Annotated in this window: 20 protein-coding genes; 12 read left to right on the top strand and 8 right to left on the bottom strand. The window is 39.4% G+C overall.

Annotation, left to right across the window (positions count from 1 at the left end; all coding sequences use genetic code 11):
* Positions 1 to 50 precede the first annotated feature (50 nt).
* Positions 51 to 1,277 (top strand): PDDEXK-like family protein, encoded by a 1,227-nt coding sequence (locus LZP46_RS09185; RefSeq protein ID WP_236093656.1) that lies wholly within the window; start codon positions 51 to 53, stop codon positions 1,275 to 1,277.
* 47 nt (positions 1,278 to 1,324) lie between these two features.
* Here the strand turns inward: LZP46_RS09185 and LZP46_RS09180 are convergent, their stop codons facing one another.
* The 3 genes from LZP46_RS09180 to LZP46_RS09170 form a co-directional block, all read right to left on the bottom strand.
* Entirely contained in the window at positions 1,325 to 2,110 is a 786-nt protein-coding gene (locus tag LZP46_RS09180) for an rRNA large subunit pseudouridine synthase E (RefSeq protein ID WP_180043807.1), read from the bottom strand.
* A gap of 258 nt (positions 2,111 to 2,368) precedes the next feature.
* The gene (locus tag LZP46_RS09175; protein ID WP_178318942.1) at positions 2,369 to 2,635 is read right to left on the bottom strand and encodes a type II toxin-antitoxin system RelE family toxin; all 267 of its coding nucleotides are present in this window, start codon (positions 2,633 to 2,635) and stop codon (positions 2,369 to 2,371) included.
* Positions 2,589 to 2,873 carry a type II toxin-antitoxin system Phd/YefM family antitoxin gene (locus LZP46_RS09170; RefSeq protein WP_154320647.1) on the bottom strand — a complete coding sequence of 95 codons (285 nt, stop codon included), beginning with the start codon at positions 2,871 to 2,873 and terminating at the stop codon, positions 2,589 to 2,591. Before LZP46_RS09170 ends, LZP46_RS09175 begins: the two co-directional genes overlap by 47 nt.
* Positions 2,874 to 3,253: 380 nt before the next feature.
* Here LZP46_RS09170 and LZP46_RS09165 point away from each other — a divergent pair, with 380 nt between their 5' ends.
* Together LZP46_RS09165 and LZP46_RS09160 are read left to right on the top strand one after the other, a co-directional pair.
* A complete protein-coding gene (locus LZP46_RS09165; RefSeq protein ID WP_236093655.1) occupies positions 3,254 to 4,075 on the top strand; it encodes a PhzF family phenazine biosynthesis protein in 822 nt (273 codons plus the stop codon).
* Positions 4,076 to 4,282: 207 nt separating this feature from the next.
* Complete coding sequence (locus LZP46_RS09160) at positions 4,283 to 7,075, top strand: M16 family metallopeptidase (protein WP_236093654.1); 2,793 nt, start codon at positions 4,283 to 4,285, stop codon at positions 7,073 to 7,075.
* A 96-nt stretch (positions 7,076 to 7,171) separates the two neighbouring features.
* Here LZP46_RS09160 and LZP46_RS09155 read toward each other — a convergent pair whose 3' ends face one another.
* A complete protein-coding gene (locus LZP46_RS09155; protein ID WP_236093653.1) occupies positions 7,172 to 8,236 on the bottom strand; it encodes an amidohydrolase family protein in 1,065 nt (354 codons plus the stop codon).
* A 141-nt stretch (positions 8,237 to 8,377) separates the two neighbouring features.
* On the bottom strand, positions 8,378 to 8,779 hold the full coding sequence (locus tag LZP46_RS09150) for a DUF3144 domain-containing protein (RefSeq protein WP_004973007.1): 402 nt from the start codon (positions 8,777 to 8,779) through the stop codon (positions 8,378 to 8,380).
* Positions 8,780 to 8,887: 108 nt separating this feature from the next.
* Between LZP46_RS09150 and LZP46_RS09145 the strand changes: the two genes are divergently transcribed.
* Entirely contained in the window at positions 8,888 to 9,520 is a 633-nt protein-coding gene (locus LZP46_RS09145; protein ID WP_178318945.1) for a hypothetical protein, read from the top strand.
* A gap of 121 nt (positions 9,521 to 9,641) precedes the next feature.
* On the opposite strand, the gene LZP46_RS09140 is transcribed toward LZP46_RS09145, so the two are convergent.
* Together LZP46_RS09140 and LZP46_RS09135 are read right to left on the bottom strand one after the other, a co-directional pair.
* Positions 9,642 to 11,108 (bottom strand): CYTH and CHAD domain-containing protein, encoded by a 1,467-nt coding sequence (locus LZP46_RS09140; RefSeq protein ID WP_236093652.1) that lies wholly within the window; start codon positions 11,106 to 11,108, stop codon positions 9,642 to 9,644.
* A gap of 204 nt (positions 11,109 to 11,312) precedes the next feature.
* Entirely contained in the window at positions 11,313 to 12,779 is a 1,467-nt protein-coding gene (locus tag LZP46_RS09135; RefSeq protein ID WP_236093651.1) for a CYTH domain-containing protein, read from the bottom strand.
* Between the two features lie 241 nt (positions 12,780 to 13,020).
* On the opposite strand from LZP46_RS09135, the gene LZP46_RS09130 reads away from it, so the two are divergent.
* The 6 genes from LZP46_RS09130 (at position 13,021) to LZP46_RS09105 (ending at position 21,354) form a co-directional block, all read left to right on the top strand.
* On the top strand, positions 13,021 to 13,404 hold the full coding sequence (locus tag LZP46_RS09130) for a DUF962 domain-containing protein (RefSeq protein ID WP_236093650.1): 384 nt from the start codon (positions 13,021 to 13,023) through the stop codon (positions 13,402 to 13,404).
* 643 nt (positions 13,405 to 14,047) lie between these two features.
* Complete coding sequence (gene thiE, locus LZP46_RS09125; protein ID WP_236093649.1) at positions 14,048 to 14,668, top strand: thiamine phosphate synthase; 621 nt, start codon at positions 14,048 to 14,050, stop codon at positions 14,666 to 14,668.
* Positions 14,669 to 14,712: 44 nt separating this feature from the next.
* Positions 14,713 to 16,014, top strand: coding sequence for a glutamate-1-semialdehyde 2,1-aminomutase (hemL, locus tag LZP46_RS09120; protein ID WP_236093648.1), 1,302 nt, complete (start codon positions 14,713 to 14,715; stop codon positions 16,012 to 16,014).
* A 489-nt stretch (positions 16,015 to 16,503) separates the two neighbouring features.
* On the top strand, positions 16,504 to 17,148 hold the full coding sequence (locus LZP46_RS09115; protein ID WP_442863498.1) for an RluA family pseudouridine synthase: 645 nt from the start codon (positions 16,504 to 16,506) through the stop codon (positions 17,146 to 17,148).
* A gap of 146 nt (positions 17,149 to 17,294) precedes the next feature.
* Positions 17,295 to 20,132, top strand: coding sequence for an RNA polymerase-associated protein RapA (gene rapA, locus LZP46_RS09110; RefSeq protein WP_236093647.1), 2,838 nt, complete (start codon positions 17,295 to 17,297; stop codon positions 20,130 to 20,132).
* A 412-nt stretch (positions 20,133 to 20,544) separates the two neighbouring features.
* Positions 20,545 to 21,354, top strand: a complete 810-nt coding sequence (locus LZP46_RS09105; protein WP_236093646.1) for an alpha/beta fold hydrolase — start codon at positions 20,545 to 20,547, stop codon at positions 21,352 to 21,354.
* 77 nt (positions 21,355 to 21,431) lie between these two features.
* On the opposite strand, the gene fabR is transcribed toward LZP46_RS09105, so the two are convergent.
* Positions 21,432 to 22,112, bottom strand: a complete 681-nt coding sequence (gene fabR, locus LZP46_RS09100; RefSeq protein WP_236093645.1) for an HTH-type transcriptional repressor FabR — start codon at positions 22,110 to 22,112, stop codon at positions 21,432 to 21,434.
* A gap of 154 nt (positions 22,113 to 22,266) precedes the next feature.
* On the opposite strand from fabR, the gene LZP46_RS09095 reads away from it, so the two are divergent.
* Both LZP46_RS09095 and LZP46_RS09090 read left to right on the top strand, forming a co-directional pair.
* Positions 22,267 to 23,337: a ferredoxin reductase gene (locus LZP46_RS09095; RefSeq protein WP_236093644.1), complete on the top strand. Its 1,071-nt coding sequence runs from the start codon at positions 22,267 to 22,269 to the stop codon at positions 23,335 to 23,337.
* Positions 23,338 to 23,350: 13 nt separating this feature from the next.
* Complete coding sequence (locus LZP46_RS09090) at positions 23,351 to 24,445, top strand: fatty acid desaturase family protein (protein ID WP_236093643.1); 1,095 nt, start codon at positions 23,351 to 23,353, stop codon at positions 24,443 to 24,445.
* The last annotated feature ends 16 nt before the right edge of the window (positions 24,446 to 24,461 follow it).

The raw sequence follows: 24,461 nt of genomic DNA, 5'->3' as shown, positions 1-24,461 counted from the left end.
ACTAAGTGTAATGCTTAAGAGGGACCAAGGCTTAAATTATGAGAAATGAGGTGGAATATCAGTTAAAAGAGCTGATATTAGATGATGACTTCAATAGTTTGCAGAATTTAGTAAATGAAGAAGTCAATCTTATGGAAATTTTAAGAGTTTCACACAGAGAATTACAGCATTCAAATTTTTTAGCATGGCTGTTTGATCCTGCAGAAACTCATAAATTAGGAGATTTTGTATTAAAAGAGTTTATAAAATTATATTTTAAAGAAAATGAATTTCAAAATTTAGGTAATGAGTCAGGTTTATCTGTTTTTGATTTTGTTCACTTAGATTTTGATGACCTCGTAATTCATAGGGAAATGCAAAATATAGATTTATTGTTTTTATCTAAAAAGAATGAATTTTGTATGATGATTGAAAATAAAATATACTCTGGAGAAGGAAAAGGTCAGCTTAGAAAATATAGAAATATTATTGAAACAAGTTATCCTGATTATAAACATAAGATTTATATTTATTTGTCTTTGGAAGATCAAAATATTAATGATCAGGATTCAAAACATTATGTTCAGTTAAATTATGGTCATATTAGTAAGCTGATTGAACAAAAAATCCTAAAACAATCAGCTAATTTGGCTGAAAAAACCAAATTTGTTCTTGAGCAATATTTACAGACGTTAAAATCTATGTTGAATGAAAATAAAGAAATTGAAGATATCGCAAAAAAACTCTATAAGAGATATAAGTCTGCTTTCGATTTAGTTTTTAAATATAGTACGCCAAATGATACAAGTGAAATTGGAAATATTTTACGTGAACTTATCGAGCAAGAGAAGTTATTGTTACCTTATAACAGTAATAAAACTTATGTCCGCTTTCAACCAATATTTTTGCATAAAAATATTGAGAAATTAAAGGATAAAGGTCTATTTCCAAAGCATGGAAATTTAGAAAATAATACTATTTATTTGTATGAGTTCAATATAAGAAATCATGTTGTTAATTTTGATTTAAAAATTGGAGCAGGTGAACAAGAAGTTCGTGAAAGGCTTTTTGAAATATACCGCAAACATAAAAGTTTTTTTAATCGTGTTGACAAGAATTTACAGCCTAAATGGCATCAGTCATTTCAGAAATTAATTTTGTCTGAAAATGATATTGGTGATTTTATAGAAAGTGGGGATACAGAAAAATTGAGAAAAATTCTGACTGAAAAGTTTCGTGAACTTATAGAGCAGGATTTACCAAAGTATATTCAAATACTAGAGTCTGAACTCCTTTAAAATAATGGAATAAGCCCACCATAATGAGTGAGCTTATTCCTTTTTATTTAACGTGCCCGACGTCCACGGCTTTTGGTATTAGGGCGTGTAGTACCATTGGTCTTACGACGAGGTTTCTCACTTTCTTCCATTTGCCAAATACGTGGCGTACCTGATTTTTTCTTGGTAGTGCCATCTTTATTTTTCTTTTGATGGATTGGCTTGCCACCCGTACCACCAGGTTTTTTCACATAAGAACGCGAGCGATACGGTTCAGCAGCAGGCACATCTTTAAAATCAGGATACAACAACGGTTCGATTTCTTTAGTTTCACCGGGTTGTAAACCCAATTGTACCAAGTCAATCGAACCAATTTTGGTGCGGATTAAACGCAAAGTTGGAAAACCAACCGCAGCCGTCATACGACGCACTTGGCGGTTGCGACCTTCACAAATTGAAATTTCAATCCACGAAGTAGGTACAGAAGCACGGAAACGTACAGGAGGATCACGCTCCCACAACCATTCAGGCTCATCAACTTTATACGCTTGCGCAGGCAAAGTTATTCCATCTTTCAGTTCCACGCCTTTACGCAATTGTGCCAAGGCATCTTCAGTGACATCACCATCGACTTGAACCAAATAGGTTTTGTATTTTTTATTGGCTGGATTGGTAATAAACTGATTCAAGCCGCCATGATCAGTCAAGAATACCAAGCCTTCCGAATCCATATCTAAACGCCCAGCTAAACGTAAGTCTGGATCATCAACAAAAGCCGACATGGTGAGATGTTTTTCATCTTCACGGAATTGAGAGAGAACGTCATATGGCTTGTTCAGGATGACGATTTTCATAAGAAATGCTTCTTTAAATTCAACAAATTGGGGAAATTGAGAGGATTTAAAAGGAAAAACGGGCGATTTCCAATTAAATCGCAAATACAGTGCGTTTGAGATGGGTCTATTATGCGATAAGAATAGGGGAAAGTATTGCTTATTGATAAATATTTTTTTGGTGTGCTTGCCAAAATGAGCAGCAGTATCACAACGATTAAAAACTAGAAAGCTAAGCGCTAAAAAGCCCTACAATCTGAAATTGAGGGCTAATCTAGCTTACATATTTTTATAGACAGTATCTCGCCGATCAACATCTAGGACTAATACAAGAACCTTATCGTCAATAACTTGGTACACCAATCTATATCCTACAGATTTAAGCTTTAATTTATAAAGATCAGAAGATCCACGTAACTTATTTTTAGGTATCTTGGGAAAATCTAAGATTGCTTCCAATTTTTTAATAAATTGTTCAGCAATTTGTGGATTTAGTTTATCAAACTTCTTCAGAGCTGCGTCTGCGAACTCTAGCTCGTAGGTCATTAATAGATACCTTTACTGTTTCTGTAGTATCAACTTGTTCAGCCAGTTTTATAAGCTCTCGATCTTCAATTAAGTCCATCATTTCTTCATATAACTCAGCAGGAACACAGTAAAAAGCAGGGGTATTTCTATTTAGAATAGCGACAGCTTCACCAAATCCTTCATTGACGACTTTCATTGGGTTTTCTTTAAGCTTTGAAACACTAGCCACAAATCGACTGTGAATAATGTTATTCATTAGCATCACTCCACAATATGTACAGACAATATAATCAATTTAAAGACCTGATACAAGTCCTGTTAATAGGTCTATAAAGATGCTATTACGAAATGAAAGCTAATGAATACAAATGACCGTCTTTCCTCGATTAAGCCGTATTAAACGCTGGACAAGCAATCTTCTACTTAATCAAATATTGGAATAAAGAAGACAGCTTTTACAAACTTGGCATCACAGCCAATAACATACTTCCCTGATACTACTGCTCGCTTTATGCCGAATTAGTCCAAAATCAACCCGCTTGGCAGATTGAAAGTACAGAAATTGGCTAGGCACTTATAGTGAAAAGAACTTAAGATGAAATAAGTGTATATATTTTTAGGATCATGAGTTCATTAATGAAAATTTACCAAGTTGATGCTTTCAGCCATGAATTGTTTAAAGGCAATCCCGCCGCCGTGCTTGTGAGTAAAACATGGTTAGCAGATGATTTAATGCAAAATATCGCATTGGAAAATAATCTGTCCGAAACCGCTTTTGTCAAAATGATAGATGCAGAAAACTTTGAAATCCGCTGGTTTACCCCCACAACAGAAGTCGATTTTTGCGGACATGCCACACTTGCCAGCAGCTTTGTTTTATTTAAGGATTATACAGAGGCAAAGACAATTCAATTTCATGTGAAAAATTTGGGGATTTTTACAGTTCAGCAACAGCAAGATGGCAAAATTTGCATGAATTTCCCGATACGTGCTGCCCAACAAGTTGAAGATTATCCCGATATTTTACGCCAAGCTTTGACTAAACCATTTAAAAATGTCTATATCAATGCGCAAGCTTATATTGTGGAATATGAATCGGTACAAGATGTGCTAGATGAACAGCCGAATCTTGAATTATTAAAACAATTGGGACAATTGCGTACAGCTATCACAGCACAGTCGAGTGTTGATGTAGCGATTACTGCTTCTGCAAATGCACAGTATGACTGCGTATCACGATATTTCGCACCTGCTATGGGCATTGCAGAAGACCCTGTTACAGGCTCAATTCATACTGCAATTGCACCACTTTGGGCAGAAAAATTGCAGCAAACTGAACTTGTGGCTTATCAGGCTTCAGCCCGAGGTGGCGTACTGTATTGCAAAATTTTACCTAATGATCGCATCGAAATTTCAGGTTATGCACAGCTATATTTGCAGGGCGAAATCATGATTTAAACATGCACAGCATTAGACCTTGTATCTTGGAGATGAAGCTGAGATGAGAGAAGTCTGCTAGATTTTTTTCTTGGTTTTAACTTACATCATTTGCAAATTTTTACTGTGGGTTTAATCGCAGCTTGGTATGCTGTTTGCGCTCAAGTTGAAAATTGCCATATTTCATGGCAAATCAAAAATAGAATGAAATTAATCGGGAAAAAGAAGTTGCTACGTTTTAAAACCCTCACTTTATCTTTATGTGTACTGGCATTCAATGGCGTGGTTTTCGCCCAGCCAGTTTTAGTAAAATCTCAGCAAGAAATACAAGAATATCAACTTGATAATGGCTTAAAAGTCATTTTGGCACCTAATCTTAAAGAAAATAAAGTCTTTATGAATATGGTGTATTTAACGGGTTCATTGAATGATCCACAAGGCAAAGGTGGTTTGGCACACTTGTTGGAACATTTGGCATTTAAAGGTACAGAAAATGTACCTGCCGAGGAATTTCAGCGCCGTTTAGATCAATATAGTTTAATGCACAATGCCAGCACCGACTATTACTCGACCAAATACACCAACATCATTCGTCCTGAAACTCGCGCAGTCAATGAGATGATTTATCTTGAAGCGGAACGCATGGATAAATTAGTCATGCAGGAAAAATATGTGCCTGCCGAAATTGCGATTGTAAAGCGTGAACGTGAAGTGCGGATGGATCAACCGTTTTCAGTCTTATTAGATCAGGTGTGGAAATCAGCCTATGGTAATCAATATTTCGGACGCTTACCCATTGGCGATTTAAACGAACTGCAATCCATTAAAATGCAGGAGTTAAATCAATTTTACCGCACATGGTACGCGCCTAATAATGCCATTTTAGTGATGACAGGTAAGTTTGATCAGGCAGCGGTGTTAAAACAAATTGATCAACATTTTAGTCCAATTGCTGCACGACAAATTCCCAAACAGGTACAGGTGCCACGATTAGACAGTAATAAAATTCAGCAACGTAATTTTGTGGTGCAAAAGGGCAGTCAACTGGCCAAGTTTAATCTGTATTTAAATGGCAATGACGAAAAGATCAAAACCGCTTTGGCGCTGTCACCTTATTTACATACGTTGCAACCGAGTGGGCATTTGTATCAAACACTGGTAGAAACAGGCAAAAGTACGATGGTGCAGTCCAGCACTTGGTTAGATCAAGATTTTAATTTGGTGCTGATGGGGGCTTTGTATGCACCCAATCATGATGCCAAGCAAGTACAAATTGGCTTGAACCAAAGCATCGAACAGGCAAAGAACTTTAATGATGCCGAGTTACAACGTGTGAAAAACTTGATTCAAAATCAGGCAGACAGTGTGATGAATGATGCGGTGGCTTTGGGTGGTCGCTTGAGTGATTATGCTGTGGCGTATCAGGGTGATTGGACACAATATTGGCGTGATTTGAATAGTATTCAACAGTTAAATGCAGATGAACTGAATCAGCGTTTAAAACAGTTTTTCACTGCAGAACATCGCATAATAGGCGATATTCAACCCACACCTGAAGATCAAAAACAGGCACTCACAGCAAAAAATAATCCAAATGTAGCAAAAACTTTAGACCAGCAAGATGCACCTGTTGCACCTTTGAAAGATGTGCAAAGTTATCAGCAAGAAGTGACAGACTATGTGCAAAAATCTAAACAAGCTTTGATTCAAAATGAAAAAAAGATTCAGCGTGGCAGCTTAAAAAATGGTGCCAAATATGCATTATTTCCAACTGCAACACGGGATGATAAAACTTATGCCACCATTTCGGTGAATTTTGGTACGGCACAATCATTATTTAAGCAGGGCGAAATTTTAGATTTAACCGCGTATTTGCTGCTGCGTGCATCTCAAGAGCATAGCTTGCAAGACATTGCCGATCAGTCGATTGCTGCAGGTGGTTCAGCATTTGCCCAAGCCGATGCCAATGCGATTCATATTCAAATTGTGGCAAAAAAAGAAAAGTTTAATGCTTTTTTTAACTTTGTTTTAGATGTCATGCAAAACCCAAGTTTTGAGCAAAGTCAGTTTGATTTAATTCGATCTCAAAGTTTATCCAGTTTAGAACGACCTTATACCGAGCCTGAAACTGTAGCAGCTTTGACTATGGCGCGTTTAATTGAAATTTACCCGCAAGGCGATTTACGCTATCACTTCGAGCCTGAATTTGCGAAGCAACAATTACAAGCTGCAACTCAAGCGCAGGTGCAGCAGTTATATCGTCAATTTTTTGCTATGAATCATGCGCATATTGCCATTACAGGTGAGTTTGATCCGAAACAAATCAAAAAAACTTTAACCCAGCGTTTAGGACAATCACGCAATACGGAAGCATATCAACGCTTAGATTCAGCCTATACGGCATATCCTGCGAAAAAGTTGCATGTATTGGCAGAACAGCGCGAATTTGGCAGTTATCAAAGTTTATTGACCTTACCTTTGGGTGTGAATCATCCTGACACACCTGCCATGATGGTGCTGAGTTATATTTTGGGCGAATCGCAATTGTCTTCACGTTTGGCACAAGAACTACGTGAAAAAAATGCATTGGTTTATGGTTTTAGTAGTGGTTTGAGTTTAAGTGAATTTGAACAATCGGGTGCGCTCAGTATTTCTGCGCAATACAGTGCAGGCAAGTCGGCTCAAGTGTCACAGGCGGTGCATAAAGTGTTGCAGGATTTGCGCCGTGATGGTGTCAGCTTGCAAGAAGTTGAAGCTGCAAAAGCCGATATTTTGAAAAAACGTGTGACTGCCTTAGAAGATGAACGCAGTATCCACCGTATGTTGGTACCGCAATTAGAACAAGGTCGTGATTTACGTTACCGTGAGCGACGTGATCAAGCGTTAGCAAAACTCAGCAAAGCCGATGTAGATGCTGTGATTCAGAAATATTTACGCTTAGAACATTTGCTTGAAGTAGCCGCCGATCAATATGGTCAAGCCAATGTTGAGGTGCTGCCGTTAAAGCCGCAGTCTAAATAAAGATTCAATTTAATTTTGAGCAGATACAAAAAACGCATCCATGTTGATGCGTTTTTTGTCTTCAAGTTTGCTATCTATGCTCAATTGGCTAAAGCTTTATAAACGATAAAACTGTTTGGCATTATGATGAAACACTTGCTGCAAAGCATTTGGATGATAGGCCGCAACAATATCACTAGTCGCATCAATTAAATTGACCAAAGACGTGCTCACTCGATCTATTGGAAAATTGGAAGCAAACATCAACCGATATATTCCAAAGCTTTGTAAGGCATGCTGAATCAGTGGTGCAGTTAAATCTATAATTTCCTGTTTTGAGGCTTCACGTTTTTGCAAGTGAAATTGATGACCTAAAACAGGCATAAATAACCCTGAAATTTTGCTGTAAACATTTGGACAGTGTGCCAACTCGGCAATATCTTCTTGCCAACGAAACAGAATGTTTTCCCGTGCTGTTTTGGTCACGCCTGTATGTGTGCCAACTTGCCCGAACAGCCCTGCAGGTGTGCCCAAATGGTCAAGTACAATAGAGGTTTCTGGAAATTGTTTAGCCAGCGCCAAGACATCGCCCAATTGGGTCGAATACGTCCATGCATCAAAACTTAAATTATATTGCGCTAAAGCTTCAAAACCTTTTAGAAACTTTTTGTTCCGATATAAATGTGGTTCGTCTGCCCAAGAGAAAATCCCGCGATCTTCATGCACGGCTGCCATTTTACGAATTCCACGGAAATGCGGAGAGGCTTTGTGATGTAATTTTAGAATTTTCTTAAAATTAGAATCGCGCGGGTCTGCAGTGGCGACAATCGCGCCCAAAGCCAAACCATTATTTTTAAAATCCAGACTTTCTATAAATTCGGTTTCACCAACTACACCTTTGCCTTTATGGTTGTGCCAATTGGCTTCAATATGCACAACTTTTTCAGCCGTATAAAAACCTAAGTCGCGGGCATAATGCTCAGGTAAATAGGGCGATGTGACGTGCTCGGTGCGTCCCAAAGTTTCAGTGAGTGTTTTCGGTTTTATCAGGCGGATGGTTTTATCTAGTAAATTGGGATGCTTGCCCAAAAGCTTAACAGCAAGTCGTGCGCTGTGTGGCGTGTTATACGGATCCCACTGATGAATATGTGCATCAATGAGTGCAAATCCTAGATTCTGCATAATGATCCTGTTTTTATGACGCTATTATTTCACTATTCAAAGCCATCATGTTACAAAAGGGAAGGGTTATTTACCGAAATCTACAAGTTTGAAAATTAGCCGCAATAAAAAAGCCCCGTAGGGCTTTGTTTATATGCAAAATTAATGATCGTGCGAGTGGTCGTGATCATGTTTATGGGTATGAAATTCTTCGTTGTGACGGAAGCGCAAATAGTTTTCAAACTGTTCGCAATATTCATCATAGTTATCTTCAAGCATCATTTGAAATTGCTGCAAGATATATGACATAACTTGGTCTTTGGCATCGCGCATTTCATTGCCATCTTTAAAATTATTGGCTGCCACCCAAGTATTAAAACGTGCAGTAGCAAATAACATGGCAGCACTCACCTGACCACGAATTTCGGCAGGTTTTACTGTGGAGCCTTTTTCAAAATGACAGAAGCCATTGGCCTGTTTAATAAATTCATCGGCACGTTCAAAAAAAGCCGCATTTAATGCTTCTTCTTCGGTTACATCGGTTGCTTCAATCTTTTGAACCATGAATTTTTCCTAAGCTAAAAATCTGAATGTTTCATTATAGGCAAAGCCTTGCAGAAACAAAACCTTTGCCTTAAGCTAAAAATAGCCTAAGCAAAATTGGAGTGGTTGATGCAAGATGCGATTGCGGTACAAAGTTTAAAAAGCGACATTGCTTTATTACGTCAAAATATTTGGCCACCCGTGCAACTTGCCCATGTTGAAGGCTTGCCGATTTATTATGGAACACGCGCAGAAGTAGCAGAATACTATAAACAATGGACAGGGTTGATTGAACGTGCACAGGATTTATTTCAGCCTTTTATGCAAGATGCAGTCATTGATGCGGTGCATTTACCCAGTCATTTGAACTTGCCCTTATTTTATTTTCATGTCGATCGGATTCGAGTGAATAAAACCCGCGCCAAAGAATCGAAAACTTTTCGGGGGATTGCCAGCCTGATCGAAAAATGTGGGCAATTTGAACCGCAGGAAATTCAGCTCATGCAGCGTTGGTTAGACAGTGATGACAATGCAGCACTGGTGGCACATCGTGAGTTTATTGATTTGCGTACTTATGTGTTTCAGCATGGGCAAAGTGACTACACGCGCACCCGTTTTTATGTGAATGGTATTGTGTTAAGTGTTGAACCGCATTTTGAACTGGTCGATGCGCGCGATAAGCCACGTAAGCAGCGCAGTGACAGCTATCAAGACCCTTTAGCGGATAACCAAACATGGAAAGTGTTTGGTAAATATCGTTAAGCTTTTAGAAAGTTTGGAATTTGCAGATTAAATACTAATCTAAGATATAAAAAATAAGCTCAAAATGAAATGCATCTCTGTTGAGCTTAAAGGTGATCATTGATTGATGATCAAACTTTAACTACGACCAAAAAGGCTGACTTTCAGCAAACTGCTGTAAATCCTGTTCGATCTGTATGGAAATATGACGCTCTTCAGACGCAATCCATCCCAATACAAACCATGTTTTCGGTTCCGCTTGGGTATGGCTTTCGAATAAACCTTGTGCCACCATCAAATCATTAAAATGTCCTAAAGTTTCCTGTAATGGTTTTAGAGTTTTTAAATATGTTTTGACATCATCTTCTGCAAATAAACTGCTCACAAATTCTACGGTATAGCGTAAGCGTTTCACACGCTTACGCGTGCGGTGTTTAGAGTCCACATCTAAGGTTTGGAAATGACCTGCATCATCACAAATTTGTTGATGCATTTTCTGCAAGCGTTTACGTAACACTTTTTTCAATGGTTTTGATTCTGCATCTGTAACCGCTGCCGAATGTGCAAAACTCATGAGTTGTAACAGTAATAAGGTTGTGGTCGGTGAACGGAAAATCGCCTCAATCGCAATATTTTCAGATGCTGCAGGTGGTAGCTCGGTAATAGGTGAGCCTGCGTTTTCAAGTTGTGGAATCAGACTTTCACGCAAAGCATCTTGATCGCGGGTCGAACCTAACTGCTGAAAAAGGGTAGCCGATTGACTTTCCCAATTGTGATTTGCCAACGCATCATATTCAGCAAAGATTTTGAAGGCGCTGCGTAAACGTCGAATGGCAACACGCGCTTGATGCACATGCCCACTGGCATAATCTTGACTGGCAATCGCAGTTGCATTTGGCAGCAAGTGTGCCAAACAATTCTGGGTAATTTGCGCCAACAACTCATGCATATTTTCGGGGTGTTGCAATTGCAAGGTACTTTGCTGCTGTACAGGAATCATGGTTTCATTGTTATACAGCATATTGCCACGCTGCGATTTACTGCGTGTGTCGAGCCATAAATGATATTTTTTAATCCACGGCTGAATATAGGCAATTAAGTCTGCAATTTCACCTTGTTTCAGTTCAAACTCAACTTCGTAAATTTCAACCGAATTTTTGCTTTGGCGGATTTCACCTAAATCAAAAGCAACTTCAATTTGGCTGTTTTTATAATGTGCCAATTGGCTGTAACGTAAAACATCGGTTTCAAACTGCAGGGTTAAATCGACTTCTGAACCATCCAAGGCTTTTTTTAAAATCTTTCGAGCTTGTTTATGATTTTCATAATATGCCAAATCACATAATTCAGGTGCATCATGTCCTAACTCATGTTCAAGCTCAAAGCGTTCATAATGTTGTAGACTAGGGGCTTTTAATGTTTGTCGCCAAATATCCCCCTCTAAACGCTGACGCAGGGCAATGCGTTGCTTGGCTAAGTGCTGATCAGGACTATCATAATATTTAGCCCATAAACGTTGTTGTTGAACCAGTTTGTTCTTTTTAAATGCTATTTCGAATGCCGCACGATAATTATGCGGAATTTGAAATTTCAACTCTATTTCAGACATCGGGAATTCCCTCGATGAAAAAAGATACGTTCTCTTTACTATAGTGTAAATCTATAAATGAACAAGGGGAGAACTATCAACAAAAGCATGAAAAAGAAAATAATTTGTATTCAGTTTTTAACTCAAAGCAGCCGAATGAATATTCAAAAGGCTGCCGTTGTATTGCAGTATTTTTAGCGAGTGTTTTGAGGATATTAAGGATACTTATTTTAAGAATTTACGGCTCACCATAAATTGTTCAGTCGCTTCCAATAAACGCTGTGCATACACTTCCTGTTTTGCTGTTAGCCAACCCAAAACAAACCAGTCGCTCGCTTCCAATTCAGTTTGTTGAATATATGCTGCAGAGGATGCCAACACTTGATATTCTTGAGCTGCAATCTGAGCATCATTCAAAGCTTTACTATATTTCTGCAAATTTTTTACATCATAAATATTCGTCAAAATTGGGAAGCTGAATTTTAGCTCCTGAATACGCAAAGCCAGTTGATCTAAACTTTCAAAATCGTGAATATCACTGTGCTGTAATTGTTCATGTAACTGCTTATATTGCTGTTGCAATGTGTTTTGTGCGGCAGTTTTTAAGTCTAAACCCGAGTGATCGCTCGCGGCTAAACTAAACATCAATAATTCTAAATAGTGATGCACATTTTGCGTTGAACGGACTAAATTGACCAATTTTTCTTGGGCGTATAGGGTATCTTTTTTTAGATTTTCTGCAGTCGTCGGGTTTTGTAAAAACGCGCCGAGTGTGGCTTGCATGTGTTCTAAATGCTGCAAGTGATCAAAATGTTGTTTAAATGCTGCAATTTGCATGGCCCATTTGTCGCCTAATTGCTTCGACCAATCTTTAAATAAGCACAATGTTAGTTGTAAATGCTGCAAAGCGAACTGTGCCTGATCAAGATGACTTTGCTCGGCAACTTGTGCAGAAATTGCGGCAATATTGGGCAATAAATGCTGTAATTGTTGAGCAATTAACAGGCGTAAATTTTGGTCTGCATGATCTTTTTTACTGAATTGAAATTCTTTGCTCTGAGCCGCAGGGCTGACTTTTTGCTTCACCGAAAGCAAATGTCCAATTTCAGCTTTATTGCGTACATCTAACCATAAATGAAATTTTTTCACCCACTCAAAACTAAAAGCCAGTAATTGCTGAATTGAACCTTTTTTCAGTTCAAATTCAACCTCATGTACTTCAACTTCGGCATCTGCACAACGAATGTGGCCCACATCTAAACTGATTTCAATATCAGTATCTCCAACGCTCATCAGTCGTGAGGTACGTTGAATATCAGTTTCAAACTGTAGTTTTAACTGATCCCAATTTTGCCCCAAAGCTTGATTTAGCAATTGTTGTGCTTCGGGAATACTTTGATAAATTTGCAGATCAAGTTGTGGTGGGGTATCTGGAGTTTCAATTGGTGCAAGCGGATGGTTATGTTCAAAACTATGAAAATGACTTTGACCTGCCGCTTTTAAAGTTTGTACCCATAGCTCACCTTCTAAACGCAGTCTTAACGCCGTGCCATGATGTGCCAAGCTGTGTGTAGATGTATCAAAATAGCGTGCTTTTAAAGGAATTTGAGTTGATTTTTTCGGGTCTAAAGTTTTGAGTAGTGCAGTGCGACGTGCGACTGGAATTTGAAATTTTAATTCAACTTCGACCATGAAAAATATCCTGAACGTAAAGCATGTAGTGCCAAAGCAATGGCAAACAAATTGGTATTATAAATTTGTGAAAATTGCAGAACCAAGGTTTTGCAAAAGTGCGTTTGATTGTAACCAAAATATGTCAAGAAGTAAGACTTGACCTTGGCTTTTTAGTGTTTGGTTTTTATTTTGGCTTAGTTTAAAGTGTCATTGAGCGTAGCAAAAATAATTCAAATTTATAAACATCAGGATGATGAACATGAACGCAGCATTAAAGCCCGAATTTGAGCCAACTCCAGAGTCCAAGTTTGAATCGCCAATTCAGGATTATTCAACATTTTACCGTTTTTATTTAACTGAACACCGCAACATCATGAGTCGTCGTTTGCACGTTGTTGGCAGCAGTATTGGTTTATATTGTGTCAGCAAAGCCATAAGACAGAAAAAAGCCAAATATATACTGTATGGTTTGATGGCAGGCTATGCCTGTGCATGGGTTGGACATTTTATCTTTGAAAAAAATAAACCTGCCAGTTTTAAACAACCTGTGTATAGTTTTATTTCAGATTGGCGGATGTTTGCCGATGTTTTGCGTGGTCATTTAAGTTTACAAGATCGCGCTAAAGATAAAATTCCAAGTTGAATTGAGTGCTTAGTTATACCGTTTAGGCAAAAAGTAGACGATATGTGATTATTTTCATAAAAAATGTTTAAATAAAATTAATTTTTTGTTGAAATGATAGAGTGAATATTCTAATAATGTGTCATCAAATTTATTGATAAAAGTTTGTGACTTTCCAAGCCTAGAGTGACCTTTCTCTAGGCTTTTTTTATGCGAAAAATTATATTCAGAATGGTGTTAAATCAGAAATCATTCATCTTTAAGCAAGAATATAGAGTAAGTAGATTACTGAGAGAGAAGTATGAAAAAAATATAGACACATGATCATTTGTCGCACCCCCACATGTGCTCTGGCACAAATGATCATGTGTCTAAATGGGTAACATAAATATGTCGTTATTCGCTGTAGTCACCCATATGGATTTTAAGATCCATATCTTATTGAACTGGTTACAGTTCTTGTTTTGCGCAGTTCAATTAAAGCTAAATCTAGCTTTTAGCGCTATCACTGGAATTTGGTATTTTTAAGTTTTTGACTCAATAAAACCCAAACAAAATAGAAGCTTATTGAGCCCCTATAAAAAAACTTGCTAAGCCTGAGGTTCTGACGCATGTCGCTTGAATATGTAATAATGCAGACCTTGTATTATTTGTGGCTGAGATTATGCGCGGTTTATATCTGATTACCAATGATGATCCTATCGAACTGCTTTTGGCAAAACTAGAAGGGGCGATGGCAACTTATGAAGTCGCGGTGTTGCAATATCGCCGTAAAAATGTGCCTCAAGCTCAGCAGGCATACGAAATCGAATATATGAAATCGATGTGTGATCAATACAAAGTGCCATTTGTGATTAATGATGATCTTGAAACTGCAGTGAAATATGGTGTTGGTGTGCATTTGGGTCAAGAGGATGGCTCTATTGTTGAAGCAGTTGCACGCTTACCTCAAGATGTATTGATTGGTCGCAGTTGTAATAACTCGATTGAATTGGCAGAACAAGCCATTGCCGATGGTGCAAACTACGTGGCTTTTGGCGCAGTCTATGCAACTGAAACCAAACCAGAGGCAAGTACACTCACATTAGACACACTTACACAGGCGAAGCAACAACTCAATGTACCAATTTGCGCGATTGGTGGTTTAACTGTTGAAAACAGTCAGGCAGTCATTGATGCAGGTGCCGATTTATGTGCAGTGATAAGTGATATATTAGGACGTCCGATGCATACTGTTGCACAGCGTGTTTATGATTGGTCTGCACTTTTCAAAGCAGAAGCTTAAAGCAGACAGCTAATTTTTTTTATTTTTTTAAGTTGAGTGCCTCCATGAGCTTATCTCCAAAGCAAGAACAATTGTTTAAACAAGCCAATAAACATATACCTGGTGGGGTGAATTCACCTGTACGCGCATTTAACGGGGTAGGTGGTACCCCTGTATTTATTGAAAAAGCCAAAGGTGCTTATTTGTACGATGTCGATGGCAAACGCTATGTTGACTATGTAGGTTCTTGGGGGCCAATGATTTTAGGCCATGCCCATCCTGCCATTATTCAGGCGGTGCAAGCTGCAGCTGAAGATGGTTTGAGTTTTGGTGCGCCAACAGTGCATGAAACGACTTTGGCCGATATTATTTGTGAAATTATGCCTTCCATTGAATTGGTTCGTATGACTAACTCAGGTACAGAAGCAACCATGACTGCAATTCGTTTAGCGCGTGGTTATACAGGCCGTGACAAAATCGTTAAGTTTGAAGGTTGTTATCATGGACACTCAGATTCGCTGTTGGTCAAAGCAGGTTCTGGCCTTCTAACCAGCGGCGAAGGTGAAGCAACTTCTGCAGGTGTTCCTGCTGATTTTGCCAAACACACGCTGACTTTGCCCTATAACGATATCGCCACCTTAAAAGAATGTTTTGCAAAGTTTGGTGCTGAAATTGCAGGGGTGATTGTTGAACCTGTTGCGGGCAACATGAACTTGGTTAAACCGATTGATGGTTTCTTGCAAGCAATTCGTAATGTCTGTGATGAACACGGTTCAGTCTTTATTATTGATGAAGTGATGACTGGTTTCCGTGTTGGCTTGGGCGGTGCTCAGGCACATTATAATGTTAAACCAGACTTGACCACGCTTGGTAAAATTATTGGTGCAGGCTTACCAGTAGGTGCATTTGGTGGTAAACGCGAAATCATGGAATGTATTGCGCCATTAGGTAAAGTGTATCAAGCAGGTACTTTGTCGGGTAACCCATTGGCGATGCGTGCGGGAATTGAAATGTTTAAACATTTGCGCGCCGAAGGTTTTTATGAAAACTTAACTGCGAAACTGGAAAAATTGTTGGCAGGCTTACAAGCTGCGGCAGATGAAGCAGGTATCCCATTCAAGACGCAACAAGTCGGTGCGATGTTTGGTTTGTATTTTACTGACCAAGATGACATCACCAGTTTTGATTCTATGCTGAAATGCGATGTCGATGCTTTCCGTAAATTCTTCCACGGAATGTTGCAACGTGGTGTGAACTTGGCACCATCTGCTTTTGAGGCGGGCTTTATTTCATCTGCGCATAGTGATGAAGATATTGCCTATACCATTCAAGCTGCAAAAGAAACATTTGCGGAAATGAAGGCGTAATTTGACCTCTGCTTAACCCTCTCCTAAAAGGCATAGATATCACCACAATATCTATGCTTTAGGTTAAATTGAAGAGCATGCTCTTCAATTTAATATCAAAGGCTTAGATCAGGGTCTTGTTAAACACTAAAATAGCCAGATCAAACTAAATATGAATCCTCTTGCTTCACTTGCTCCCGCCATCAAAGATATAGCTTCAGAACAGCTTTGTTGTGCAACTACCTTGCACTATGATTTCATTGTATTTTTCTATCCAAATTTTCAAAAACCTTTAAAACGGTATCTTAAAAAATATTTATGCAACAAAACCTCCTCCATGCTATAAAACCCACATTTCTAAAAGCAGACTGATTTAAAATTCGGCAGATTGTCTGATTCAGCAAAGCAAATCGGGAAATTCATCTGGTATTGATGTATTTTGCATTGTAATTCTGTGTCAGGCTTTTTATTATTGCCGCCTTATTTTCACGATCAGGCCTGGAATTGAAATTGAGTAATTTTCTAAGCGAACACCTGATTCATCGTGACGATGAGTTTATGGTAATCCATAAACCCGCTGGTATACTCACCGTTCCAGGTAAAACAGCAGATTTGCAAGATTGTGTGATCAGTCGTCTGGTTAAAATTGAACCACGCATTTTGCTGATTCATCGTTTAGATCGTGATACTTCGGGTATTTTGGTATTTGCTTTAAGCAAATGGGCGCAAAAACAAATTTCGCGTCAGTTTCAAGAACGCCAAACCGATAAAACCTATCAGGCATTGGTAGCAGGGCAACTACAAGGTGAAGGCACTGTAGATGTGCCAGTGGTCTACGATCCTGCACATCCACCATTACACATTGCCGATGCAACCCATAACAAACCTGCGTTAACGCATTGGCGCGCATTGGAGCAATTTGAATTGCAAGGGCAAATCGTGACTCGTGTGCAACTGACGCCGATTACTGGTCGTTCGCATCAACTGCGAGTACACATGCAATATTTAGGTCATCCAATTATTGGTGATACTTTGTATGCCACGCCCGAACAGCAACAACTCATGCCTCGTTTGTGTTTACATGCAGCAGAATTAAGTTTTCTGCATCCACAAACTGAGCAACGTGTACAGTTTACTTGCCCAGTCCCATTTTAAGCGAAAAAGATTACGCAAAGCCTGTGCTTTAGGCTCTCTTTTTAGTGCTCTTTGTGTCAAAATATATTGCTATACGCCCTGAATTTTTGCTCAAATACTCAGCAGGTTTTGCGCAAAAATTTATACGTCCTAACTTCTAAATAAAGGTGGAAAAATTGCAGCAGTTTGCTATTGGTCAACGTTGGTTATCAGACACAGAAACGGAATTAGGACTTGGTGTTCTGATTGATGTAGATGAGCGATCGGTCAGCATTTTATTCCCTAAAAGTGATGAAACCCGTGTCTATGCACGCAATAACGCACCTTTATCGCGTATCATTTTTAATGTAAATGATGAAGTTCAAGACCAAGAAGGCAATGTGTGGACGGTTGAATCTGTCGAAGACCGCCATGGCGTATTGCGTTATAACGTAGTGCGCCATTTGCAAGACGGCAGTGAAGAAAAGAAGTCACTGAATGAAACTCGTATTGGCGCCAGTATCCAACTCTCAAAACCGTTAGACCGCTTGCTTGCCAGCCAAATTGATTATAAAGAATGGTACGACCTGCGTATTGAAGCCTTGTTGATGCAAGCCAATATGCAAAGCAGTCCGCTGCGTGGTTTGGTTGGTTCGCGCGTAGGTTTGATTCCACATCAACTTTATATTGCACATGAAGTCGGTAAGCGTTTTGCGCCACGTGTCTTATTGGCAGATGAAGTTGGTTTAGGTAAAACCATTGAAGCAGGTTTGATCATCCATCAGCAACTCAAAACAGGACGTGCGGAACGTATCCTGATTTTGGTACCTGATTCGCTGCAATATCAGTGGATGATTGAAATGCGTCGCCGTTTCAATCTGCAATTCTCTTTGTTTGATTTAACCCGTACGGCATCTATTAAAGAACACGATCCTGACCTGAATCCATTCTTGACCGAACAATGCATCATTGCTTCAGTCGATTTAATGATTGACCACGATGACTTACGCGAACAAGCCCTAGAAGCAGGTTTTGATTTGCTGGTGGTCGATGAAGCGCATCACTTAATGTGGAGCGAAGAAGAAGGTGGTAATGACCGTTATGATCTGGTCGAAGAATTAGCCGAACAAACCGCAGGGGTGTTATTGCTTACAGCAACGCCTGAGCAACTGGGTGTAGAAAGCCATTTTGCGCGTTTACGTTTACTCGACCCGCAACGTTTTAGTTCACTAGACCGTTTCTTGGATGAAGAAGCGCAATATCAACATACGGCAAAAATTGCCGAAGTCTTAATGTCCGATGCCGCATTGGAAGAAAGCCATTTGGCTGCACTAGAAGGCTTATTGGGACATCGCATTGAAGATCACCCTGAGCAGCGTTTCCGTGCCATTCACGAATTATTAGACCGTCATGGTACAGGGCGTATTTTGTTCCGTAACACGCGTGAAGCAATTCAGGGCTTCCCAGGTCGTGATTGTCAGCCTGCGCCATTACCTGCACCAGAAAACTGGTCTAAAGATGGCAAGTTGCGTGAACAAATGTGGCCAGAAGAAGCACAGCTCGATGGCAGTTGGATGGAAACTGACCCGCGTGTAATGTGGCTCATGGAGCGTTTACGTAGTGATTTAAAACACAAAAAAGTGCTTTTAATTGCGCGTAGCGGTCCTGTGGTAGAGGCTCTTGAAAATGCGCTCCGCCTACATGCAGGCATTCGTACCGCCATGTTCCATGAGGGCATGAGCTTGTTAGAACGTGATCAAGCGGCAGCATATTTCGCAGAAGATTCTTATGGTGCACAAATTTTATTGTGTTCGGAAATTGGTTCCGAAGGGCGTAACTTCCAGTTTGCATCAGACCTGATTTTGTTTGACTTACCTGCCAATCCCGACGTGTTAGAACAACGTATCGGTCGTTTAGACCGTATTGGTCAAGAAAACCGTATTCAAATTCATGTGCCGTATTTGGTGGGGACTGCGCAAGAGCGTATGTTCCGTTGGTATAACGAAGCACTCAATATTTTTAGCAATATTTCACCCACTGCACAAACCTTGCAGGAAAATTTTATTGTCGATTTAAAACACTGCTTACTTGCAGATTTGGGACAACAGTTTGAAGATTTGCTGGAAGCAGTCAGTGTGCAGCGTGAAGCTTTGGAAGCAGAACTTCAAGCGGGTCGAGATCGTTTGTTGGAATACAACTCTTGCCGTCCTGTGGTGGCGCAGGAAATTGTACAAGCTTTAGAAGATTACGACGACAATACCACGTTGCCTATGTTTATGAAGCGCTTTATGGCCTCGACCAATATTGACTTCGATGAACAAAGCAATGGCACGGTGATTATTAAACCAACTGATCAAATGCAAGTGCAAGGTTTGACCTTAGACGAAGAAGGCATGACCGCGACGTTCTATCGGGATCAGGCGCAAATTCGTGAAGATGCACAGTATTTGACCCTAGAGCATCCATTCACAGAAAGCGTGATGGAAATGATCAATACACAAGGTTTTGGTAGCACCAACGTTGCGGTATTAAAATCTGCCGCTTTGCCACAAGGTTCTGTGTTACTAGAAGTTTGGTTTAAGGTGGATGTCATTGCACCGAAAGCGCTGAACTTACCGTCCAGCTTGCCGCAGCAACTGATTCGTGTCTTGCTGAGCGAAAAAGGTCAAGATTTATCGCAAAAAATAGCACCTGAAATTTTAAAACCATATTTACATCATTTAGATGGTAACAGTTGCCGCCAAGTGGTGAAAGCACGTCGTGATGTGATTGAAACACGTTATAAACAGGCTTTGGAATCGGCTAAAACAGCATTGCCTGAATTTAAGCTACAAGCCAAAGATGTATATAGCAAAAAATGGCAATATGAGATTGACCGTTTAAGCTATTTGAAACAATTTAACCCAAGTATTCGTGAAGATGAAATTACACGTTTACAGAAATTGCAAAAAGAAGGTGTGGCATTATTAGATGGTTTGTCGGTCACGCCTGAAGCGATTCAGGTGATGGTGGTGGTAAAGCCATAAAGAGTGCATTCAATTACAGGTGTCTAGTCGGTGTATTTGTATTGAGTCAGTTTTAATCAATCACTTTTTTAAATATTTGGCATCTTCTAAATTGCATGGTTTAAGTTGGGTATTGTGCCTCATTTTTACGGAGCAATTTAGCGGGTGCTTTTTTAATATCGCAATAAAAATGTTGTGCGAGATTTTTTACATAACAGACTTAAACAAAGTAGCAATCAGTGCTTATGTGTCATTAAAATGACTCATAATTTATCTTTTTCAGCATTCTGGTCATTTGCAAAACTTAGTTGTATGCGTAGTTTAAGGGCTGTTGATCTTTTATCTATGATTGATGTGCCAAGTGTTGAATTTGTAAGCGCTTACGCATAGATCAAGTCACAGACCCGATATTCTTCTTTTAAGTGTATTTTAAATGACTAAAGCTGCAATTCATTTTACCCATGCTAATGGTATTCCTTCTGCCAGTTATCAAAAGTTTTTTCAATGTTTTGAAGCAGATTATCATTTAAAGGCAATTCCACTGATTGGTATGCAAGCAGAATTTCCTGTGACCTATAAGTGGACCTATTTGATTAATCAAGTGATTCAGGACATTGAGCAGCAGTTTCCAAAGCAACAAGTGATTGGTTTAGGGCATTCTTTTGGTTCATTATTAACCCTGATGTGTGCCTATCAGCGTCCAGATTTATTTTCTCAATTGATTATTATGGATCCACCTTTTGTGATTGGATCGAAGTCGGCATTATTTGAAATTTTACAAAAATTTAAACTGAAATATGTAGATCAACTCACACCTGCCGCCGTGACCATGAAGCGTCGAGATCATTGGGCTAGCCATGCAGAAGCCTATCAAGCTATGCGGCATAACCGTTTATTTAAAAAATTTGATGCACAATGTTTTGAAGATTATTTTGCCAGCGGCATACAAGTCGACGCACAAAGAGGTGGTGTGACTTTAACAATTCCAAAACGGGTAGAAGCTGAAATTTTTAGAACCGTACCTGCATGGTGGTGGCGCACACCACGCAAAGCCCCAGATGTACCTGTGCATTTAATTACAGCAAGGCATAGCCCATTTTATTTGCAAGGTTTACCGCAAGGCATGCAAAAAACTTATGGAATTGAGTTTAGTGTGGTCGAGGGAGGACACATGTTTCCTTTGGAGAATCCTGAAACCACAGCAACATATGTGCAGAAATTAATTCAAAAACAACACGGTTAATAGCAAAGTCTAGCAATTAAATGCTTAAACGCGCGTGACCTGATTCAGGAAAATCGTCCGATTTATCCTGTGTTATGTTAACGAATTTTGGCATCATCCAAATGACGTGCACCTTCTAAAATCATACGAATCATAATCATGGTTTGTTCGGCAGTTTCTTTACGTTCAGTCGCAGGCATGTCTATGACTTTCGCGCCCATATTAAATACGAGTTGTGTAATGGCTTTTGCGACAATGTCGGGATGTGCCAATTTACTGTTATTTAAACGTTCCAAACGAATTAAATCATCCTGCAATTCTTGCTGAAAATAATTCAACTGGCGCTCAACAGCAAGTTTATAAGAGGTTGAACCTGTATAACCTTCACGCAGTAACAGACTTAAATTGCCCTCATCGGTATCTAGTTGTTCAATAAATACCTCAACAGAACTGCGAATAATGCTGTTTTGTTTTGTTGCTTTTAAACGTGCTTCATGCAGAATTTGACGCAACACCACACCTGCACGATCAATCAGTTCAATCGCAAGTTCATCGATATCTTTAAAATGACGATAAAAACTGTTTGGTGCGATGCCTGCTTCACGTGCAACTTCACGCAAACTTAAAGATGCGATACTTTTTTGTGGGCCAATTAAATTTAATGCTGCCTGAAATAACTCTTGTTTTGTAATTGTGGCTTTACGCCCAACCGTACGCACGACAAGAGGCTCACGAACCGTTTCTGATTCTGGAAAAGTCACATCATGGTTTGTTTTCATGGCAGGCTGAGTCATATTTTCAATAATTTATAAGCTTAGAGGCATTATAGCGGTTGCGCCAGTACTTGTGAAACGATTAGAAACAATACAGATGTATATACAAATATATATACATGTGTATAATAATTAAAATTTCATCGTGTGGTGCTGAATCATGCAGCTAACTGAAAAAAGAAAATCACCCTTATCCAGTATTGCTTCGGCAGTCTTAGATCCTTATGCAGCAAACTTCTGGTTGCAAAAAATTAATCCATTATGGTCGGTGAATCAGTCACTCGGCAAAATTGTGAAAATAGATACTGCTGCACAAGGTGTGGTGAGCTTTACTTTGCAATTCAATAATAAATTCCAAGTTGGTGCAGCAGGGCAGCATCATCCTGTTTATGTGACCATTCAGGGCGTGCGCTATGAGCGAACCTATAGTTTGACTCAGCTTGATGCACAACACGTTCTGTTGACAGTGAAAAAAGTTGATCAGGGCAAAGTCAGCACTTGGTTGGTTGAGCAAGCCAAAGTTGGCGATACTTTGGAGTTTGGTACGCCTTATGGTGATATGCAATTGCCTGTACAAGTTCAGCCTTTAATTCTATTGGCAGCGGGTAGTGGTATCACACCGATGTATAGTTTGCTACAGGATATGGCGAAATCTGGTCGTCTTGGGAGCACTCCAGTAATTTTAATGTATTGGGTAAAAACCTTTACAGACGCAGCATTTAAAGCGCAATTTGAAGCTTGGGCACAGCAATATCCAAACTTTAAATTTCAAGTGTTTTATACCCAAGAGCCGAGTGTGGCACACAGCCGTTTAAATGCAGAACATTTACAAGACTTAGCACAAATTGAGCAAAGTGCAGTGTTTGCTTGTGGTCCATCGGGTTTTACCACCCAAGTTGAACAAATATTTACACAGGCGGCTTTACTTAAAACAGAAGCCTTTAGCATGACGCCTGTATTAAGTGACGATGTTGGTTTGGTACAAGTTACACTGACCCAATCGAAAAAGATTGTCACCATTCCAAAAGGTAAATCTATTTTAGAAAGTCTGGAACAGCAAAATATTAAACCTAAATACGGCTGCCGCATGGGTATTTGCCATAAATGCGTATGCAACAAGGCCGAAGGTGCAACTAAAAACTTGGTTGATGGGGTTCAAAATAGCGAACCGAATAACCAATTGAAAATATGCGTCAATTCAGCACAAACCGATTTAATTATTGATTTATAAATGAGTTACGATTATGAATATGCCAGTAAAAATAGAATATTTTCGCAATCCTAAAAACCGTGAACTTACACAATTTGAATTAGACGAGCTTGCCCGTGAATTAGACGCCATCAAACAAGAAGTTTTGGATGATATTGGTGAAAAAGATGCCAAATACATCCGCCGTGTTTATTCAACCATTCGTTATAGCTCAATCGCAGGTCGTACCTTATTGTTCGCAGGATGGTTTCCGCCAGCATGGGTTTTGGGTACAGGCTTGTTAGGCTTTGCCAAAATTATGGAAAACATGGAGTTAGGTCATAATGTCATGCACGGTCAATATGACTGGATGAATGACCCTAAATTCAATGGTGCAAGTTATGAATGGGATACGGTAGGTACTTCAGACAACTGGCGTCAAACCCATAACTTTAAACACCATACTTATACCAATATTAAAGGTATGGATGATGATATTGGCTATGGTTTGGTGCGTTTGTTCCCCGAACAGCGTTGGAGATCAGGCTATTTATTGCAACCTTTATACAGTATTCCATTCTGCTTATTGTTCCAATGGGGTGTCGCAATTCAGAATTTAGAAATCGGTAAAATTTTGAATGGTCGCAAAAGCAAAGCCCAAGCTAAAAAAGAATGGCAACCTATGCAGAAGAAAATCGGAAAACAATTGTTTAAAGATTATGTGTTCTTTCCATTGATTGCAGGCCCTGCGGCTTTACCAGTGTTTACAGGTAATTTGGTTGCGAATGGGATTCGCAATATTTGGACATTCAGTATAATTTTCTGCGGCCACTTTACTAAGGATGTAGAAGTATTTCCGAAGTCTGTGATGCAAAACGAAAGCCGTGGTCACTGGTATATGCGTCAAATTCGTGGTTCATCGAATCTTACAGGTTCTGAAGCATTCCACATTTTGACAGGGCATTTAAGCCACCAAATTGAACACCATTTGTACCCAGACATTCCAGCACGCCGCTACCGTAAAATGGCGCCAAAAGTACAAGCGGTGTGTGAAAAATATGGCTTGAACTACAACAATGCGAGCTTAGTCAAACAGTACGGTAGTGTGCTTAAACGTATTGTGAAATATGCTTTTCCGTTTAAGAAATAAGTGACTTACAAATGAG

The sequence above is a fragment of the Acinetobacter sp. SCLZS86 genome (assembly GCF_021560715.1).
Taxonomy (GTDB): Bacteria; Pseudomonadota; Gammaproteobacteria; order Pseudomonadales; family Moraxellaceae; genus Acinetobacter; species Acinetobacter towneri_A.
The sequence above is the reverse complement of the archived record's forward strand: the minus strand, read 5'-3'. Positions and strand labels throughout refer to the sequence as shown.

Bases quoted from the DNA above. Each gene is read 5' to 3' on its own strand.
- LZP46_RS09180 (WP_180043807.1), bottom strand. From the start codon at position 2,110: ATGAAAATCGTCATCCTGAACAAGCCATATGACGTTCTCTCTCAATTC.
- LZP46_RS09175 (WP_178318942.1), bottom strand. From the start codon at position 2,635: ATGACCTACGAGCTAGAGTTCGCAGACGCAGCTCTGAAGAAGTTTGAT.
- LZP46_RS09170 (WP_154320647.1), bottom strand. From the start codon at position 2,873: ATGAATAACATTATTCACAGTCGATTTGTGGCTAGTGTTTCAAAGCTT.
- LZP46_RS09165 (WP_236093655.1), top strand. From the start codon at position 3,254: ATGAAAATTTACCAAGTTGATGCTTTCAGCCATGAATTGTTTAAAGGC.
- LZP46_RS09155 (WP_236093653.1), bottom strand. From the start codon at position 8,236: ATGCAGAATCTAGGATTTGCACTCATTGATGCACATATTCATCAGTGG.
- LZP46_RS09150 (WP_004973007.1), bottom strand. From the start codon at position 8,779: ATGGTTCAAAAGATTGAAGCAACCGATGTAACCGAAGAAGAAGCATTA.
- LZP46_RS09145 (WP_178318945.1), top strand. From the start codon at position 8,888: ATGCAAGATGCGATTGCGGTACAAAGTTTAAAAAGCGACATTGCTTTA.
- LZP46_RS09140 (WP_236093652.1), bottom strand. From the start codon at position 11,108: ATGTCTGAAATAGAGTTGAAATTTCAAATTCCGCATAATTATCGTGCG.
- LZP46_RS09135 (WP_236093651.1), bottom strand. From the start codon at position 12,779: ATGGTCGAAGTTGAATTAAAATTTCAAATTCCAGTCGCACGTCGCACT.
- LZP46_RS09130 (WP_236093650.1), top strand. From the start codon at position 13,021: ATGAACGCAGCATTAAAGCCCGAATTTGAGCCAACTCCAGAGTCCAAG.
- thiE (WP_236093649.1), top strand. From the start codon at position 14,048: ATGCGCGGTTTATATCTGATTACCAATGATGATCCTATCGAACTGCTT.
- hemL (WP_236093648.1), top strand. From the start codon at position 14,713: ATGAGCTTATCTCCAAAGCAAGAACAATTGTTTAAACAAGCCAATAAA.
- LZP46_RS09105 (WP_236093646.1), top strand. From the start codon at position 20,545: ATGACTAAAGCTGCAATTCATTTTACCCATGCTAATGGTATTCCTTCT.
- fabR (WP_236093645.1), bottom strand. From the start codon at position 22,112: ATGAAAACAAACCATGATGTGACTTTTCCAGAATCAGAAACGGTTCGT.
- LZP46_RS09095 (WP_236093644.1), top strand. From the start codon at position 22,267: ATGCAGCTAACTGAAAAAAGAAAATCACCCTTATCCAGTATTGCTTCG.
- LZP46_RS09090 (WP_236093643.1), top strand. From the start codon at position 23,351: ATGAATATGCCAGTAAAAATAGAATATTTTCGCAATCCTAAAAACCGT.